This is a genomic window from Clostridium perfringens ATCC 13124 (genome assembly GCF_000013285.1).
In the GTDB taxonomy this organism is placed as follows: Bacteria; Bacillota; Clostridia; order Clostridiales; family Clostridiaceae; genus Sarcina; species Sarcina perfringens.
Map to the genome: position 1 here is coordinate 1,931,155 of NC_008261.1, position 19,083 is coordinate 1,950,237.

Consider the following 19,083-nt stretch of genomic DNA (forward strand, 5'->3'; position numbering starts at 1 on the left):
ACGATTTGATAAAGATAAATAATCTTTCCTTTTCCTACAGCGGTAAAAAACCCTATCAATTAAATGATATAAATTTAACCTTACCTGAAAATGAATTTATATCAATAGTAGGAGAAAATGGAAGTTCTAAAACTACTCTTTTAAAACTTCTTTTAGGATACTTAAAACCTATTAAGGGAAACATCGAAATAAATTTAAACAGCGTTGGGTATGTTCCTCAAAAAGTTGATAACTTTAACTCCCAATTTTCCATTACGGTTTATGAAGTATTAAAAGTACATTTAAAAACATTAAAAATAAAGGATAAAGGCGAAATAGACAGGGTTCTTTCAGCTGTTAATATGCTAGAATTTAAGGATAGATTAATAGGTTCTCTTTCTGGTGGTCAGCAACAAAGAGTTTTTATTGCAAGGGCTTTAATAGGACACCCTAATATATTAATATTAGATGAACCTTCTACAGGAATAGATGAAAAGACTCAAAAAGATATATATGAACTTATTTATAAGTTAAATAAAGAGAAGGAAATGACTATTATATGTGTTGAACACAATATAATAAAATCTCTTAAGTATTCATCATATATTCTTGAATTAAAAGATTCTAAAGCTACTTTATTTAAAAATAATGAATACTTAAAAAAACTAGATGAAATAAATAATGAATTTATATAGAAAGGGCTCTTTTTAAAAATGTCTATTATACAAAATATGTTTCAATTTGAATTTATGCGTAATGCATTTATGGCCGGTTTTATAATATCTCTTTTATGTCCCTGTATAGGACTTTTTCTTGTGTTAAAGAGATATTCAATGATAGGGGATACACTTTCCCACTCTTCCTTTGCAGGCGTTGCAATTGGGCTAGTATTTGGATTTAATCCTCTTTTAACAGCATTTTTATTTACTACTATTTGTGCATTACTTATAGAATTATTAAGAAATTATTATAAAAAATATGCAGAATTATCTATGTCTATTATACTTACCTTTAGTTTAGGATTAGCATTAATACTAGTTAGTAGTGGTAAGTCTAGTACAACAGTTAATTCTTTTTTATTCGGAAGTATATTAACAGTTTCAAAAACTGATTTAACCATAATAGCTTTAGTTTCTCTACTTTGTTTTATAGGAATATTTTCATTATATGATAAATTAGTTTATACTACCTTTGATGAAGAAGGGGCTAAAGTTTCTGGAATAAATACAAAACTTATAAATTATATTTTTACAATCATAGTAGGAGCTACTATTTCTGTTTCAATTAGAGTTATGGGAATACTGGTTATTTCATCAATAATTGTTATACCAGCAGCTACTGCCATGCAATTTAAAAAAGGATTTACTAAGTCCCTTATTATTTCAATGATAATAGGAGTTATAGATGTCTTAAGCGGTTTACTTCTAGCTTCTCTATTTGATTTAGCTCCAGGAGGAACTATAGCTTTAACTTCAGTAATAGTGCTTATATTATCATTAATTTTAAACAGAAAAAAATTATAATATAAGTAAAAATGGGTTGTATAAAAAGTTAATAAAACTTACAAACATATTCTGAGAATTACTAGATTTCTCTTCAAACCGTTTGTAAGTTTTATTATTAATCTTTTTTATATAATCCCTTATTTTTAAAACATAGTGGTAAATATATAACTTGAATTTATATACTTATACATTCCTCTCCATTTTCATCCTTATATACTTTAAAAAGTTTGTTTTTCTTATATAAGTATCTATATATTGCATATACTACTACCCCTTTTAAAGCACCTGTTATACTTATGGCCCACCAAATACCTTCTAATCCTAAGAACTCAGGTTTACACATAATATAAGCCATTGGTATTCTTGCTCCTGTTAATAATATACTTATTATTGATGGTATATAAGTTCTTCCTAATCCATTAAATGCTCCTGTTGTTGTTATTTCTACGCAAACAAGAATCTGACAATAGCCAAGTATCTTTAAATAAACTGTTCCTTGTTCTATAGCTTGTGCCTCTGGTATAAATATTCTAAATATCTCTTCTCCAAAGAAAATTAATACTAAGGAAGCAAATACTCCTACTATAAGAGAAATTATCATAGTTATATTAAATCCCTTTACTATTCTTTTTAGCTTTCCAGCTCCATAATTTTGTCCAACAAATGTGCTTAAGGCCGTAGATATTCCACCTGCTGTCATCCATGCAATGGCTTCAACCTGTGAACCCACCTTTTGAACAGCTATAGGAACAGGGCCAAACACTGCAACTATTTTCCCTATAAACATTGAAAAAACAGTAAATAATCCACTCTGAAGTGCTGCAGGTAATCCAATATGGAATAAAGTTTTCATACAATTTATTTTAATTCCACTTAAAATATTTATTTTTAAGTATTCAGCCTTACTTTTTATCATTATATATAAAAATGTAACTGTAACTATAACCTGAGCTAAAACTGTAGCCAAGGCAGCTCCTAGTACACCCATCTCTGGGAATATTCCTATACCAAAAATTAATATTGGATCAAAAACTATGTTAAAAATTAATCCTATAGTATTAGCTATAAAAGGAATTCTACTATCTCCTGAACCAGTAAATACCGCTGTAAATACTGGATTTAAAAAGTTAAATATCATTCCTAAAGCAACTGCAATTAAATATGTCTTAGCCATTTTTATAACTTCAGCATCACCTAAGTCAAAAAATCCTATTAACTGACTATTAAATAAAAGTAATATTATTGAATAAATAATAGCTAGTATAATATTTATTTGAAAGGCACTTTTTATATAATCCTTTGTGCTATCTATATCATTTCTTCCTAAGCTCTGTGCTACTTTTATCTCAGCTCCCACCTTAGAAATCATTACAAAGGCCATACCAAGCCAAGGAAAGAATCCTGCTGTTCCAACAGCTGCCACTGCATTACTTCCTATTCTACCAACCCATATCATATCTGCCATGTTATAAGCCATTTGTATAAAAGAGGTAGCCATAATAGGTATGGAAAGTTTTATAAGGTTGCTTGTTATTTTTCCTTCGGTTAAATCAATTCTCTTGTCCATTTTTCCCCCTGTGTATCTAAAAAATTATTCCCACACATTATAATTCATATTTTATATAAGCTAAATATATAAAATTATTTTATATATAATAATTTAAATTTATATTTTTAGCCTTAATTTCTTGTAAATTAATTTAAGTTTTAGATATGATAACATATCTAAAACCTAAATATACATCTGTATTTTAAATAATATATTACCTATATATATTTATAAAGGAACAAAATTTTCCTTTTAAATAGCTTTAAAACCTTCAAATTTTATTGCTATTAATCTCTTTATATTACTGTAACTTGATCAACAAACATAAAGGTAGGACCCTCTCCAGGCATTATACTCCAAGCTGGACATACCTCTTCATTCTTTGCAAATATTTTAATATACCTAGTCTTAATTTCTCTTTGTGATGTAATGTCCTTTTTTCCTACTTCTTCTCTTTTTTCATTCTTATCCTTTTCTTCCATTGTTAATAAAGTAAACTCTTCTCCATCTAATGAAGAATAAAACTCTACAAACTTAGGATAGTAAATCCAAGCTCTTGTGTCTTGTAAAAATCCAACCATTATTTCTTTTATTTCTTTTACTTCTCCTAAGTCAACTATTACTTCCATATCTTCTGTATACCCAAGCCATTTTCCATCAGTATAATGTAAACTTCCCTTTTCACCATCTATTAAATCATAAACTCCTCTTTTATTGTACATATAGTGGTCTGTAGGCTTAGTTAATCCTTTAATATTAGCTATTGGCAAAGTTACATATATTCTACTTTCCACAGTGTTACTAGGCTTGTATCCTTCTTTAAAAACCTTAGCTTTTATAAAAGCTCTATCATTAACAACTATTGGCTCTTCATATAATAAGGATTTCTCATTTGGCTCACTTCCATCTAAAGTATATCTAATCTCTCCCTTTTTATCTCTTTTTCCTAAAAGAATTTCTTGAGAAAATGGTTTATTCATAAGTAAAGTATCTATATTTACAATTGGTCTAAAGGCTCTAAGTTTAACCTTACTACCTTTCTTATACCTTTTATATTCTGGTACATATCCATCTATCTCTTCTCTATTTTTTAAATATTCATCAGTAAAGAACTCTTTTTCCTTAGGTTTTTCACAAATAGTATTTAAATCTAAAAGTATTTCCCCCGCCTCTGGAATTATTAATATCTTATATTCTTCATCTACTGAGAATTCTCCCTTAATTAAGGAGATTTTATATTTAAAATCATTATGTTTACATAAAATAGTATTTAAATTTAATTCCTGAAGAACAGGTAAGGTATTTATACAAAGCATACATTCTTTAGAATCTTTCACATTAAATTTAATACTTATCTTATCTTCATAGCAAAGTATTTTTATGCTTTCCTCATGATTTAAATCCCATGTTATTTTGCATTTATCCTCATTAATCCCTTTAAAATCTATGGTATCTCCTTTAATTTTTTCATATACACCAATTCTTTTTAATTTAACAAAGCTTATTTCTGGTCTTTCATCTATTTCATTTTTCCAGTAATGAGGTCTCATTAAAGGCAATGCATCAAATACACTTTCATTATCATCTAAATAGTTATCATAATATCTTGATTCATAATTTTCATTAAATAAATGAATATCTCTTATACTTAAAACATTATTTTCAAATAAAAAACTACTTCTATAAAATCTACTGTTATACCACAAAGTTTTCATATTATAAGTGTTCCAATCCTTTTTAGCCCCAAAGGTAGTAGGTGGAGTTAATTTATATTTCTTCTTATACCAAAGAGCACTTTCAGCTAAGGTTTCAACTCTAAGCTTTTTCTCCTTTTGCAAATTGAATATATGTTCTATTTGAACTTCATATCCCTTATACATGGTATTCCATAAAAATGTATTTTCCTGTCCTACCTGAGCATAAGAAAATCCTAAGGTCTCCTCTTCATTTAAACACTCAAAAAACCAATGAACCCATTCTTTATTTTGTCCAATTATCCATGCTGGCTCTAAAGTATGGACTCCTTTTAACTCTTCTCGTAATCCCTCTTCAAAATTATAAATTGGATCTGGTCCTAAAAGCCTAAATAAAGGTAAATCTAATTGCATTTCTTCCCTTTGAGCTGGAATATATTCATTTAACTTACTTGGATAATAGGCTTGATTAAAATATCCTCCCCAAAGAGTAAATCCATCAGTTCCAATTTGATCTCTACAAATAGCCCCTCCTATTACTCCATACTTCTCCTTTAAATATGTTAAAGTTCTTATATCTATAACCCAAGAACCAACTGTCTTAGGATAGTATCCAAATATACACTTAAAATCATCCATGTAAACATCAGCCATTTTAAATCTATCCTCTGGGCTGTATCCTAGTGAATATCCCCTATGAACATGGTCATCAATAGGAGTTTCCCCCTTCCATTTAACACCGGCCTTCTTTGCTAATTCCTCAGTTATCTCAAACCAAGCTCCAACTTCGTCATATTCATCTATGGATTCTTTTATAAGGTTTACAAATCTTTCATCCATTAAAGCATCATGTTTTAATGCATAGGTTGCAGGAAACCCATATTGTTTTATTAACTCAATCTCTCTAACTACTGTCTGAAAATCATCTTCAACAAATTCACCACTTGGATAAACAGTTTTTCTTATAAAATTATATATATTTACTATAGTAATATTATTCTTCTTTTTTTTATCAAACTTTATCATATAATTCCCTCCTTTTTAAACCCATTTTAAGTAATCTAAATACTTTAAACAATGAAAAAATTTTAGTTTTTATTAAGATTTTCTTTATATTTTCTTTTTTGTAAGTTCATACAATTTAATAAAAAAAGCTATAAAATAATGAATATTTTTATTCACTACTTCATAGCCTATAATTTATTATTTAATCTAGTATTAATTATAAATAAAATATCAAAATTATAAATATTCATATACTTATAATTTTGAAGTAAATATTCTATTTTAAAATTATTTTTTCTTATTATTTATACACTCTTCACATATACCCTTTAAAGTAAGATTATGCTCTTTTACTTTAAATCCTGTTTGATTTCTTAAAAGCTCCTCAATCTGTTGCATAGGACATGGAACTTCTATTTCTTTATGACATAAATCACATTCTAAAATATGCTTATGAATATTTCTATTCTTTAATTTATAAGAACTTTTTCCATCTCCTAATTCAAACTTATCTACTAAATCCTTCTCTAAAAATACCTCTAGAGTTCTATAGACAGTAGATAAATTTATCTCTTTACATTTACTATATATATAATCGGCAGTAACACTTCTATCACTTTCCTTTAACAAATCATATATTAATAATCTAGCTTTGGTAACTTTAACACCATTAGCTTTAAATATTTCTTTTACTTCCATAACAATCTCCTAAACAAATATTTAAATCATTAATATAAATTATATCACATAAAAAAACTTGTATAAAATATATTTCTAAATTGGAGTATTAAACTGATCTAGTCTTACTTATGATTTAAAAATTAATTATAAATTTAAATACAAAAGGATATATTAAAATTGCATCTTTGCAACCATAATATATCCTTTTTATAATTTCATTTTTTAGTAGAAATTATCCACACATACTATCTAATCAAAAACTAAAACAAAATCCATTGTATTTAAACCACTGAATTCTTATAAGTATATTTTAGCATATTCCTAATAAACCTAATATTATACCTAAGAACATAACACCAAACATTACCATGTTTATGTTAACTTTTTTACGTAAAAGGTAGAATGCAAGTAAAGTTACACATAATGGAACTATACCAATGAATAACTGATTCAAATATTCTTGAATCATAATAGGCTTGTCGCTTCCTTCTACAGCAACTTGAAGTATAGTTTTGAACTTAACATTTGATGCAGTCATAGAACCCATCATAATAAGACCAAGTATGCTTGAAGCTTTAGTTAATATTTTCATACCGCCACTTTCATACAATTTTTGTATAAAGTTTGCACCTACTGAATATCCACTATAAAGTGCATAATAATGTATTAAAAATGCTGGAATATTATATAATAATAAAAATACTATTGCCCCTAAAGGTGAGCCTGTACTAGCTAATGATATACCTATACCTGCTGCAACAACTCTTAAAATTCCCCAGAAAAAAGAATCACCTATTCCTGAAAGCGGTCCCATTAATGAGGCCTTTACAGCAGTAATTGAACTTGAATCAAAGTTTTCATCTTCACTATTTTGACGTTCCATAGCAGATACAAGTCCCATAATAAAATTGTTTAAATGCATAGTAGCATTAAACCAAGTAGTATGACGAACTAAAGCTTCTGATCTTTCCTCTTTAGTTTTATAAAATCTATTTATTACAGGTAAAAGAGTATATATAACTCCCACTGCATGATATTGTGTAGCACCAGTACGGCTAGCATTCATAGTCCAAGAACGCCAAAATACTGAACGTAACATTTTTTTATCTTCAATTGATAAGTTTTCCTTCATCTTCATTACGCAAAAAATTCCTCCTCTTCATCTTCTTTGGTCATCTGTCCAGATCCTTTAGGACCTGCAAGGACAAGATTTGAAATCTGTAAATCCCTTTGTGAAGTTACAACGCATATTACAACTCCCACCACTGCTACTGCAACAGCTGGCAGTTTTAAGTAAGCTGTAAGAATAAATCCTAATAGATAAAATACTGCTAATTTATTATCCCAAAGTAATTTCATTAACATTGCAAAACCAACTGCAGGTAAAAGTCCACCAGCGGCGCTTAATCCATTCATTAGTTTAGCAGGTATATTTTCTACTAAGGCATTTACAGGACCACTTCCAAGTAATACACCTAAGAAAGATATAGCTGATATTATAAGATAATATAATGCCCATGTACCGTAATGAAGTGCTACTATTTTCTTTTGATTGTTTTCTCTAGCAGCATCGTCTAAAGCAGGTGCAAAAACATTCATTAAAACGTTTTTTAAGAACATAACAACAAAAGCTGCTAACATACCAATAGGTATAGCTAGTGTAATTGCTGCCTTTGTTTCAACATGAGAAATAATTGCAAAAGTTGTTGCTAAGGTAGTTGCAGTAACTGGTTCCGCTGCTATAACCCCACCTATATTAACATTTCCTAGGAATACGGCTTCTAAAGCTGCCCCCATTAATATACCTGTTTTCATATCTCCCATTAATATACCAGTTACAAGACCTACTACTAAAGGACGTTCCATCATACTTTGTCCTGTTAAGTAGTTACCAGCAAAACAGATAAATACACTTAGTGCTGCCATTAAAGCATGCATCAACATATTTTTTACCCCCTAAAAATATTTAGTTTTTTAATATTTACTTCTAAAAGCTCTATTAAGCTTTATTTTTTTTAAATTCAATGTAAATCGATTTATAAACTATTCTAAAATTTTAATTTAAACTAAGTCTAGTTTATTTAATCAAATATTATATTAAAATTGTGCTAAAGCTTTCTTTAAATCAAGCTGTGGATTTGATGGTAATACTTGATTATAAGATTTAACATTAGTTAGCTCTGATAATTCCTTAGCAGCTTTTAATTCATCTGGATTTAATTGAACACTTGAAAATACCATTACTTTGTCTTTTGGATTAGATTTGTCAAAACGTCCTGCATTAGCAACGTTTACAGATTCTATATCACTAACTTCTTTAGCAATCTTTGTAGCATCTGATACACTGTTTACTATAACAAACATTCTTTTATCCTTACCACGAGGATCATTAAAAACTTTTATAGCATCCTCAACTGAACGAATTAAAAGTTTCATTCCATTTGGTACAGCCATTTTTAAAGTCATTTGCATAACTTCATTTTTTGCAGCCTCATCATTTGCTACTACTAAAAGTGGTGCATTTAGCTCCTTTGTCCATACTACTGCTACTTGTCCATGTATTAAACGGTCATCTACACGTATTTGAGTTATCATAATTTTTTCCTCCTAAAATTCAAAATACTATTTTGTTAATTTTTTCTTTTTAAACGATTACTATTACTTTAAAAAAATTTATTATTTCATATAAATATAATTAATCGTTTTCTTAAAGGGTATTGTTAGATATTGGTTTTTAATTTCTTAATATCTAGAAAAAGTCATCCTCATCATCACTAGATAACTTTGTTGAAACAAGAGTTACTTGAGCTTCATCTATAGCATTTTTTATAGACTCCTCTGTTAACTCATCTTCAGCAGAAAATAATATTGATAATACTATTGCTAAATTAGCATTAGAAATTATAAAAATATTTTCCTTTTTAGCAGTTGCAACTTGTGTTACTGCTTTTTGATTAACACTACCGCCAAATAAGTCAGTAAATATTATACCTTGCTCATTCTCCCCAATGCTCTCGATAAAATTTACAATTTGTGGAGTGTAATCCTCATCAGTGATATATGCATTTATAACTTCTACATCATCACCCTTATCTGCAAGTATATTTAAGGAGCTCTGAATTCCCCCTGCCAACTTGCCATGGCTTGCTATTAAGATTTTTTTGTTCATAAAAAATTCACCTCTCGATTACTAATTATAGCACTATGTGAACAAAAATCAACCAAAAAATGAATAAAATAGAAATATTTCTTTAATCATTGTTAATTTTTCTTAATACTTTCTTGATAATTTCTTTAATAAGTTACCCAATATTTAAATAAAACTCCATTTATTTTTTTTAATTAAAATATCAATTAATTTTTTAAAAAATTTAATAAAACCCTATGTTTTTTAAAATCCTCAAAATAAATACGAATTATTTTCAAATTCAATTTAAATTAAAATTTTAATATTTCTATTTGACAAGAAATATTAAAGTAGTGTATATTATGAAATAGAGTACGTTATTAAGTTTAATAGTATAGCACATTTAACCTTTTTTATATAAATGTGCATAATAAAAGGAGAGATTTTTCAAATGAATTGTATTATAGCTCAGTCTGGCGGACCTACTTCAGTAATAAATGCTAGTGTTTATGGTCTAGTTAAAGCAAATAAAAAACTTAATTTATATGAGAATGTTTATGGTGGATTAAACGGAATAGAAGGTATTTTAAATAAGAAAATAATAAACCTTTCAGACCTTGATGAACTTCAATTAGAAAGATTTAAAAATTCACCAGCCTCTGGTTTAGGTTCTTGTAGATATAAATTAAAACCTCTTAGCGAAAGTGAAGATGAGTACTTAAAACTTTTAGATATTTTAAACTCACTTAATATAAAAGCTTTCTTTTATGTAGGTGGAAATGACTCAATGGATACTACTGCTAAATTAAATGCTTTTGCAAAAGCTAAAAATATAGATATAAAATTCTTTGGAATCCCTAAAACAATAGATAATGATTTAATGCACACAGATCACACTCCAGGATTTGGTAGCGCTGCAAAATTCATATCTACAGCAGTTTTAGAAACTTATTTAGACTCAAAAGTTTATACTAATAATGGAATTTTCATAATTGAAACTATGGGAAGAGATACAGGTTGGTTAGCAGCTTCTGGTGCCTTAGCAACTATAAACGGGAATAAATGTGCTGATTTAGTATATTTACCTGAAAGAGCATTTTCAGTACAAAGCTTTTTAACTGATGTAGCTAGAATATTTAAAGAAAAAAAACATGTATATATAGTAGCTTCTGAAGGATTAAAAGATGAAAATGGAAAGTTTCTTACTGAAACTGCACCAAATGACGATTCATTTGGACATGCTCAATTAGGTGGTGTAGGTACTTACTTAAAGAACCTAATAATCCAAGCTAGTATAACACATAGAGTTAAATCTCTAGAACTTAATACTCTACAAAGATGTTCTATGCATGCTTCATCTAAAATAGATGTAAATGAAGCTGTTATGGTAGGACAAGCTGCCTTAGAAGCTTCTATTAATTCAGAAGGTGGTTATATGGTTGCTATAAGAAGAGATTCTTCATTCCCATATAAAAGCTCTACTTTTTTAATTGAAGCTGATAAAATAGCTAATAATATAAAATATTTTCCAAGTGAATGGATAAATGAAGAAGGTAATAATATAACCGAAGAAGGTTTATTATATCTTAAGCCATTAATTAGCGATTTTGAGGATAGAGATTCTCTTCCTCTTTATCATAGTTTTGTTTTATAAATATTATTTTACTCAATTACCTACATTTAATAAAAGACATGCATTTTCTGCATGTCTTTTATTTTTCTTTAAGAACATCCTTTAAAGTATCATATGCAAAATCTATTATTTCTGCACAACTTACCTTACTTTTCTTTAAGTCTAAACAAATTTCTGAATTAAACTCTTCTCTTATTCTATTTAGAAGTTCCTTTGAATAAGCTCTGGCCTCATTTTTCTCATCATTACTCTCTCTTCCTTTTATGAAACCAATAGCTACAACTGCTCCATTTACGGCTCCGCATAAACTTCCAACAGCCATTCCTGTTCCCATGCCACTTCCTAAAGATACTGGTATATCCTTATTAAATTCTTCATTATAAGATTTTATAATAGCCTCTGCACAAGTATATCCTTCCTTATGATATTCTGATGGACTTTTCATATTTTTCTCCTTCTTTCTAAAATATCTCTTGTATATTCCACAAAAGATAAGTATTTATAATGTTCTGCAACCTATTAAATTAAACTAGTAAAATAACTTCTAAATAGAATATATAACTTTTATTTTTTAATTTAATATAAGATTAATTACATAATTTATAATATCAAAAATTTCTTTTTATTTCTGTGATTTTACATAAAAAAATTCTAAATAAATTCTTATATATGAAAACTTAAGAATTTATTTAGAATAAATTTTATAGTCTAAAATCTTTTTCTTTTACTATTTCTAAGGTATTTAAAAATTCCTCTATTTCTTCTTTAGTATTATATAATCCTAAACTTACTCTTAACATACCTGGTCTAGGCTTATTGCTATAAGCATATTTTGAAAATTCTTCATCCTTAAGGTTTAAAAGCCTTCTAACATAAGGATGAGCACAAAAAGTTCCATTTCTAATAGATATTCCCCTAAGGTTAGCTAACCTTTCTGATATTACATCATGGTGGATATCTTTAACATTAAAGACAACTACTCCTATTCTATTTTTATAATTAGAATCTCCATATGTTATTATATCTGGCATACCTTTTAAGCCATCTAACAAAGTTTTTTTCAAGTTTTCCTCTAATAATTCTATTTTGTCAAAACCTATAGATTTTATTACTTTAATTGATGATAAAAGTGAACATACTCCTATTATATTAGGGGTTCCTGCTTCAAAACGCTCTGGCTCACTATCTAAAAAGACCTTATTATCTGAAACTAAGTCCACTGCTCCTCCACCTTTTAATAATGGATCTTTATCTTTTATAAGCTCTTTTAATGCAATAATTACCCCTGTTCCAAAGGGAGCATACATTTTATGAGCTGAGAAAACTAGAAAATCTATGTGATCATTATTTCCAGTTCCCCCTATATTTATTGGCTTATGAGCAACTAACTGAGCTGCATCTACTATTATTTTAATTCCATTATCATGAGCCATTTTTGCTATTTCATTTATTGGATTTAAATATCCTGTTACATTAGAGGCACCTGTTATTGTTAAGTATTTTACTTTTCCTTTGTGTTTTTTAATTAATTCTTCTATCTTTTCTTTTTTTAAAAGTCCTAGTTCATCCACTTCAGCATATAAAATATTGCTATTTTCTCTCCAAGGCAAATCATTTGCATGATGTTCCATTCTAGTGCTTATTATATAATCCTTTTTGTTTCCTAAAGAATGTGCTAAAAGATTCAACCCTTCAGTAGCATTTTTTACATATATTACAGTATAATCCTCTGTATTCTTAACATTAAAAAACTCTAAAATCTTTTTTCTTGAGTTTTCATAAAATTCATTACAAAAATTTGCTTTATATCCTTTTCCTCTTCCAATGGAACTATATACATGCAACATGTCACTAACGCATTTTAATCCTTCCTTTAAAGCAGGTGTAGTAGCTGCATTGTCAAGATTAATTGGTACTATCTTTTTTCCATTATAAATAGTTATTTCTTCATCAACGCCTATAAACAATTCTCTAAAATTATTATTCATAACACATCACTCCAATGGTATATATTATTCTAAAGGTTTAAATTAGGTTCTTAAAACATAAGGATTTCATGAAATCCTTTCTAAGCAAACATTTAATTTGATGAAATTCTTCATTATTAGTATAATTGTATGTGATTAATACTATAAATTCGATGATAGGAGTTTTAAAATGATTATTTTAAGCTGTAGACACTTAACTAAAAGTTTTGGTATTGATGAGATTTTAAGAGATGTAACATTTAATATAAATGAAGGTGACAAGGTTGGTTTAATAGGACCAAATGGAGAAGGTAAATCAACCTTATTTAAAATTCTTACCAAGCAACTAGATTATGATAGTGGTGAATTATTTTTAGATAAAAACAAAACCCTAGGATATCTCTCTCAGAATTTATCTTTAGATAGTGAAAATACTATTTATGATGAGATGCTTTCTGTATTCTCATCTTTAACGGAACTTGAAGATAAAATTAAAACCTTAGAAGAAAAACTTAATGAACCTTATGATGCTTCAAATAAAGAATATCATAATAAACTTATAAAGGATTATACCTTATCTCAAGAGCTTTATGAAAATAGAGGCGGTTATACTTTTAGAGGAGAAATTTCTAGAGTTCTTAAAGGTTTAGGTTTTTTAGAGGAAGATTTCAACAATCAAATTATAAACCTTAGTGGAGGTCAAAAAACTAGATTAGCACTCTGTAAACTGCTTTTAAGAAAACCAGACTTACTTCTTTTAGATGAGCCTACAAACCACTTAGATTTAGAAGCTATAGAATGGCTTGAAGAATATCTTAATGGTTATAAGGGAACAGTCTTTGTTATTTCCCATGATAGATTTTTCTTAGACTCTGTAACAAATACAACCTTTGAACTTATTGGTGGAAATATACATTGTTATAATGCAAGCTATACAAAATTCCTTGAACTTAGAAAAAAGGATATTGAAGCTAGATTAAAAGCTTATAATCTTCAACAGGCAGAAATAAAAAGACAAGAGGAAATTATAGAAAAGTTCCGTTCATTTAATAGAGAAAAAAGTGTTAGAGCTGCTGAAAGTAGACAAAAAGCTTTAGATAAAATGGATCGTTTAGAGGCACCAGAGGTTATAAAAGAAGCCTCTAAAATAAGCTTTGAAACCTTAGTTAAAAGCGGAAATGATGTTTTACATATTGAAAACCTAAAAAAGAGCTATGATAGTCTTTTATTTGAAAATGTAAATTTAGATTTAAAACGTGGAGAAAAGGTTGCCCTAATAGGGGAAAATGGTAGAGGTAAGACTACTCTATTTAAAATAATAATGGGAATGTTAAAACAGGATTCTGGTTCTGTATCCCTTGGTAAAAACGTATTTACAGGATATTATGACCAAGAGCAATCTAATTTAAATCTCCATAAAACCATAATAGATGAAGTTTGGGATGACTTCCCTAATCTTACTACTACTGAGGTTAGAAATTATCTTGCTTCTTTCTTATTTACTGGTGATGATGTATTTAAAGAAATTTCCCTATTAAGTGGTGGTGAAAAGTGTAAGATAAATCTTTTAAAACTTATGCTTTCAAAGGCCAATCTTCTTCTTTTAGATGAGCCTACAAATCACTTAGATATTATGTCTAGAGAAGCCCTAGAAGATGCAATTTTAAGTTATGATGGAACTTTAATAGTAATTTCCCATGATAGATACTTCCTAAATAAAGTAATTAACAAAATTGTTGAACTTCAAGAAAATGGTCTTAAAACATACTTAGGAAATTACAATTATTATATGGATAAGAAAGCTAATCCTAATAGATATGAAGATATTGATGAGGAAATAAACCAAGGTAAAACCAAAACACAAATAAAAGAAGAAAGAAAAAAGAAAAAATCTGCTGAAAAATCAGCTAGAGCTTTAAGAGCTCAACTTAGAGATGTTGAAAAATTAATTCCTCAAAAAGAAGAAGAACTTGAAAAACTTCAAGAAATGCTTTGTACTGAGGAAGTTTATTCAAATCCAGAAGAAAGTGTAAGAGTAAATAAAGAAATTAATTCAGTTCAAGAAGAGATAGATTCTCTTTACGCTACTTGGGAAGAGCTTTCTGAATCTCTTGAGGAATAAAATAATAAAAGAATTTATTCATATAACAATCTAAAAAGAGAATGCATGGAAAGTTCTTTTAAAAAAAATTTCCCATGTATTCTCTTTTAAATTGAACTTAAATAAAAGAGTGTATTAAAATAAATTTCTTAAAGTTATTTTAATACACCATTTCTTTATTTATCTATTTTGTTCCTGTAGTACCAAATCCACCACGATCTTTGTTTCCAAAGGATTCTACCTCTTCAAACTCTATTTCTGGCATAACTTCCATAATTCTAAATTGACCTATTTTATCCCCTTTTCTTATCCAAGTTCCTTTAACTTCTTCCCCATTCTCACTTTCAATGTCTTTTCCCTGTAAGCAATAAACAGGCATATGCCACTGATCATTATCTCCTATATATGTATCATCTACAACACCAACACTATTAGTTTGTATAATTCCCCAAGTTTTAAAAGTTGAACTTCTAGGTGCTAAATGTCCTTCCCATCCTTCTGGAAGTTCTAAAGCAAATCCTAAAGGTACCATTGCTCTCTCTCCACATTTAACAAATACATCCTTATTAGCATATACATCTATCCAATTACCCTTTGTTATTTTTTTTAATTTAGTTGCTTTATCAAAATACTTAATTCTAATTATCATATCAAATTCCTTTCTTTTGTTTAATCTATATAATTTTTTAGAAATAAAATTAAACTATAGCTATTATATAATTTTATTTATAAAAATTAAAGCCCACAGAATATTCTGTGAGCTTCTAAATAATTTTATTCTAATTATTGACAGCTTGCTTCACTATTGCATCTACAACGTATAGGTGGTCTATTACAGTCTTCCCTATCTCTTAATTTGTTGATTATTACTACTTTAGCATATTTATTTCTTGGAGAAATACATACTTCATAGCATGGATAGTATTCTGGTGCTTCAAAGTAGCAACGGTCTACAGGTTGTTTAACAGCATATAATCCATCTTCTAAACATTTAAAACAAACCTTACCACAACGATCTGTATATTTACAATCTACAAGTTCAAAACCAGTGTTACAATCTACTTTATATAATTCTATTGGCATTCCACTTATTGGTTCACCATCAGAACATCCTAATAAAGATTGTACTTCAATAGTTCCTTTCTTAGGAATTGGTTTTGGTTGAGGTCTCTTACAACAATCTCTTCCATCATCACAGCATCCATGATTATGATCATGATGATTGCAATGATCATGATGATCACAATGATTGTGATGGTCATGGTTATCACAGTGATTATGATGATAGTTATTATATCTTGCATCTTCAAATAATTCTTCTAATTCATTTAATTCTATTCCTTGAGAATCACATTGGTAATCTTTATAATCCATAATTTACCCTCCTAGGTTTTATCATATGATTAATATATATTATGACTACCAATTACAAATTGTTACATTTTATGTGTTTTAATGTCTATTCACTATCAAGTATTTTTTCAGCTAGTTTTTTATATATATTTGCTTTATCCACAAGCATTGCAGATAAAAGTAATTTCTTTTCACTACTTTCTAGTGAATTAAATTCTTCTCCTAAATTATTTAAATCTATATTAATTTCCTGCTTTATATCTTCTATATTCTTTTCTTGTCCCTTTAAATATATTTTATAGAGCTTTCTTATATCCTCTGAATTAAATTCTTCCTTATTATATCCCTCAACAATATCTCCTAGAGCTAGTTTTATATCACTAAGGGCTAATATACCCTTCATATTATATATAAAGCACATAAGTATAATATGTTCCTTACTATACTTTTTATTTTTTATATCCATTAACAATTTTCCCTTTGCATAATTGTTAATCATAGTTTTAGTTAAAATCTTATCTTCTTCAAATCTCTTATTTCCACCTAATTTATTTTCAAATAATTGTATTACTTGATCCATATATAAATCTAATTCTGGTATATCCTCTAAATTAATATTATTATCTAAATTTAAACTCTCTAATAAATCATTTAAATTCATAAAATCACTTCCATTCCATTTAATTTATCACATAGTTTCTAAAACTACATTTCATCCTATATATATTATATTATAAGGAAATCAAAATAAATTCAAGCTATTTGGCAATATTATCTACATATCATTAAAATTCTCCCTAATTTAAAGGTTGATATATTCCTATATTTAAAGGATAATTGTAATATGATAGTAAGTAGTTTCGAAAACTACTTGAAAACTTTTTCCTTGGAGGTATGTTATGAAAAATACGTTTTTTAGAGAGCCAATAAATGGTTTTACTCATTTATTTGGTGCTATTTTATCAATATTCGCCTTAGTGGCACTAACAGCTAAAGCTACTTATATATACGGGATTGGATTACCACTTTTATCAGTTATTCTATTTGGTTTTTCATTAGTGTTGCTTTATAGTGCCTCTGCTATATACCATTTAGTTAATGCAAAGGAAAAAACTATAGCATTTTTAAGACGTTTAGACCATTCTATGATCTTTATACTTATCTGCGGAAGTTATATGCCTTATTGTCTTATTGGTCTTGAAGGTAAAGCTCAAATTTTTATAACTTCTTTAATAGTAATTCTTACGATTTTAGGTATTTTATTTAAGATGGTTTGGTTTAATTGTCCTAGAATTCTTTCTACTCTTATGTATATAGGAATGGGATGGATTTCTTTAGGTGCTATTCCATTTTTCAAAAACATACCTGCTTTAGCATTAATTTGGTTAGCAATAGGTGGAGTTATATATACAATTGGTGGAATAATTTATGCACTTAAACCAAAATTTCTTGAATTTAATAACTTAGGATTCCATGAAATATTTCATATATTCATATTATTAGGAAGCCTATGTCACTTTATATCAATTTTCTTTTATCTACTATAAAAGAAAAGAAAGGATAGTAATACTAAAAAATAAGTATTACTATCCTTTTTTTTTATATATCTGAATTTTTAATTTTATCTATAAATATTTCTAAGTTTTTAGAAATAAATTTATCCTTATGATATATAAGATATAAATCTCTACTTACCTTAATATCATCTATTTTTATTTCTTTAATTAAGCCTTCATTGATTCTTTCATCTATAGCTTTACAAGAAACACAGGCTATACCAAGTCCTGTTTCTACAACTCTTACAATAGCCTCTGTATTTCCAAGTTCCATATATACATTGTAGTTGCACCCTTTGTTTATAAGATAATTTTCTATAATTTCTCTTGTACCACTTCCAGGCTCCCTCATAATAAATTTTTCATCTTCTAAGTCTTTTAAAGTTATTTTATCCTTTGAAAATATAGGATTATTAGGATTTGCTATAAATATTAACTCATCCTTTCCTATATCAAAAACTTCTAATTCATCTGATTTTACATATCCTTCTACTAAAGCAATATCAACCTTATTTTCCATAATAAGCTCTTCTATTAACTGTGTATTCTCTATTATTAAAGAGATTTCTATATTTTTATGTAACTCATTGAATTCCTTTATTAACTCTGGAAGTATATATATACCTATTGTTGTACTTGCACCTATAACTATTTTCCCTTTTTGACCTTCTTTACTACTTCTAATGGTACTATTTGCCTCTTCATAAAGGTTTAAAATTCTTCTACTATATTCAAAGTATACTTCACCCTCATGAGTGAGATAAAGCCTTTTACCTATTCTATCAAAAAGTTTAACATCAAGATCACTTTCTAATTCAGCTATGGCTTGACTTATAGATGGCTGACTTATATACATAGACTTAGCTACTTTAGTCATATTTAAACATTTAGCTGTTTCAAAAAATATTTTTAACTTTCTAAAATTCATTAAAT

At 27.9% G+C, this 19,083-nt stretch carries 18 protein-coding genes; 5 read left to right on the top strand and 13 right to left on the bottom strand.

Going from position 1 to position 19,083, the window contains the following annotated elements; genetic code table 11:
* Positions 1-5: 5 nt before the first annotated feature.
* Positions 6-674: a metal ABC transporter ATP-binding protein gene (locus tag CPF_RS08295; protein ID WP_011590850.1), complete on the top strand. Its 669-nt coding sequence runs from the start codon at positions 6-8 to the stop codon at positions 672-674.
* Between the two features lie 18 nt (positions 675-692).
* Positions 693-1,502, top strand: coding sequence for a metal ABC transporter permease (locus tag CPF_RS08300; RefSeq protein WP_003454588.1), 810 nt, complete (start codon positions 693-695; stop codon positions 1,500-1,502).
* Between the two features lie 157 nt (positions 1,503-1,659).
* Here CPF_RS08300 and CPF_RS08305 read toward each other — a convergent pair whose 3' ends face one another.
* From CPF_RS08305 to CPF_RS08335, 7 genes are all read right to left on the bottom strand, one after another.
* A complete protein-coding gene (locus tag CPF_RS08305) occupies positions 1,660-3,051 on the bottom strand; it encodes an MATE family efflux transporter (protein WP_011590851.1) in 1,392 nt (463 codons plus the stop codon).
* Between the two features lie 278 nt (positions 3,052-3,329).
* Entirely contained in the window at positions 3,330-5,753 is a 2,424-nt protein-coding gene (locus CPF_RS08310; RefSeq protein WP_011590852.1) for an FN3 associated domain-containing protein, read from the bottom strand.
* A gap of 267 nt (positions 5,754-6,020) precedes the next feature.
* Complete coding sequence (locus CPF_RS08315; protein WP_003454598.1) at positions 6,021-6,431, bottom strand: Fur family transcriptional regulator; 411 nt, start codon at positions 6,429-6,431, stop codon at positions 6,021-6,023.
* Between the two features lie 292 nt (positions 6,432-6,723).
* Positions 6,724-7,551, bottom strand: a complete 828-nt coding sequence (locus CPF_RS08320; RefSeq protein ID WP_003457176.1) for a PTS system mannose/fructose/sorbose family transporter subunit IID — start codon at positions 7,549-7,551, stop codon at positions 6,724-6,726.
* A complete protein-coding gene (locus CPF_RS08325; RefSeq protein WP_003454617.1) occupies positions 7,551-8,357 on the bottom strand; it encodes a PTS mannose/fructose/sorbose/N-acetylgalactosamine transporter subunit IIC in 807 nt (268 codons plus the stop codon). The genes CPF_RS08320 and CPF_RS08325 overlap by 1 nt, the downstream gene beginning before the upstream one ends.
* A 153-nt stretch (positions 8,358-8,510) precedes the next feature.
* Complete coding sequence (locus tag CPF_RS08330; RefSeq protein WP_003454565.1) at positions 8,511-9,008, bottom strand: PTS system mannose/fructose/N-acetylgalactosamine-transporter subunit IIB; 498 nt, start codon at positions 9,006-9,008, stop codon at positions 8,511-8,513.
* A 154-nt stretch (positions 9,009-9,162) separates the two neighbouring features.
* The gene (locus CPF_RS08335) at positions 9,163-9,582 is read right to left on the bottom strand and encodes a PTS sugar transporter subunit IIA (protein WP_003454549.1); all 420 of its coding nucleotides are present in this window, start codon (positions 9,580-9,582) and stop codon (positions 9,163-9,165) included.
* 409 nt (positions 9,583-9,991) lie between these two features.
* Between CPF_RS08335 and CPF_RS08340 the strand changes: the two genes are divergently transcribed.
* Complete coding sequence (locus CPF_RS08340; RefSeq protein ID WP_011590853.1) at positions 9,992-11,194, top strand: 6-phosphofructokinase; 1,203 nt, start codon at positions 9,992-9,994, stop codon at positions 11,192-11,194.
* A 58-nt stretch (positions 11,195-11,252) separates the two neighbouring features.
* Here the strand turns inward: CPF_RS08340 and CPF_RS08345 are convergent, their stop codons facing one another.
* Positions 11,253-11,618, bottom strand: coding sequence for a C-GCAxxG-C-C family protein (locus CPF_RS08345; protein ID WP_003454615.1), 366 nt, complete (start codon positions 11,616-11,618; stop codon positions 11,253-11,255).
* A 256-nt stretch (positions 11,619-11,874) separates the two neighbouring features.
* Positions 11,875-13,161: an aminotransferase class V-fold PLP-dependent enzyme gene (locus CPF_RS08350; RefSeq protein ID WP_011010462.1), complete on the bottom strand. Its 1,287-nt coding sequence runs from the start codon at positions 13,159-13,161 to the stop codon at positions 11,875-11,877.
* 169 nt (positions 13,162-13,330) lie between these two features.
* Between CPF_RS08350 and CPF_RS08355 the strand changes: the two genes are divergently transcribed.
* Positions 13,331-15,262, top strand: a complete 1,932-nt coding sequence (locus CPF_RS08355) for an ABC-F family ATP-binding cassette domain-containing protein (protein ID WP_011590854.1) — start codon at positions 13,331-13,333, stop codon at positions 15,260-15,262.
* Between the two features lie 163 nt (positions 15,263-15,425).
* Here the strand turns inward: CPF_RS08355 and CPF_RS08360 are convergent, their stop codons facing one another.
* The 3 genes from CPF_RS08360 to CPF_RS08370 all read right to left on the bottom strand — a co-directional run bounded on the left by CPF_RS08360 (position 15,426) and on the right by CPF_RS08370 (position 17,255).
* Complete coding sequence (locus CPF_RS08360) at positions 15,426-15,890, bottom strand: dUTP diphosphatase (RefSeq protein WP_003468316.1); 465 nt, start codon at positions 15,888-15,890, stop codon at positions 15,426-15,428.
* Positions 15,891-16,024: 134 nt separating this feature from the next.
* Positions 16,025-16,615, bottom strand: a complete 591-nt coding sequence (locus CPF_RS08365) for a hypothetical protein (RefSeq protein ID WP_003463726.1) — start codon at positions 16,613-16,615, stop codon at positions 16,025-16,027.
* 85 nt (positions 16,616-16,700) lie between these two features.
* Complete coding sequence (locus CPF_RS08370) at positions 16,701-17,255, bottom strand: DUF1836 domain-containing protein (protein ID WP_003454691.1); 555 nt, start codon at positions 17,253-17,255, stop codon at positions 16,701-16,703.
* A gap of 238 nt (positions 17,256-17,493) precedes the next feature.
* Here CPF_RS08370 and CPF_RS08375 point away from each other — a divergent pair, with 238 nt between their 5' ends.
* A complete protein-coding gene (locus tag CPF_RS08375) occupies positions 17,494-18,141 on the top strand; it encodes a PAQR family membrane homeostasis protein TrhA (RefSeq protein ID WP_003481593.1) in 648 nt (215 codons plus the stop codon).
* A 52-nt stretch (positions 18,142-18,193) separates the two neighbouring features.
* On the opposite strand, the gene CPF_RS08380 is transcribed toward CPF_RS08375, so the two are convergent.
* Entirely contained in the window at positions 18,194-19,078 is an 885-nt protein-coding gene (locus CPF_RS08380; RefSeq protein ID WP_003457153.1) for a selenium metabolism-associated LysR family transcriptional regulator, read from the bottom strand.
* Positions 19,079-19,083: the final 5 nt, after the last annotated feature.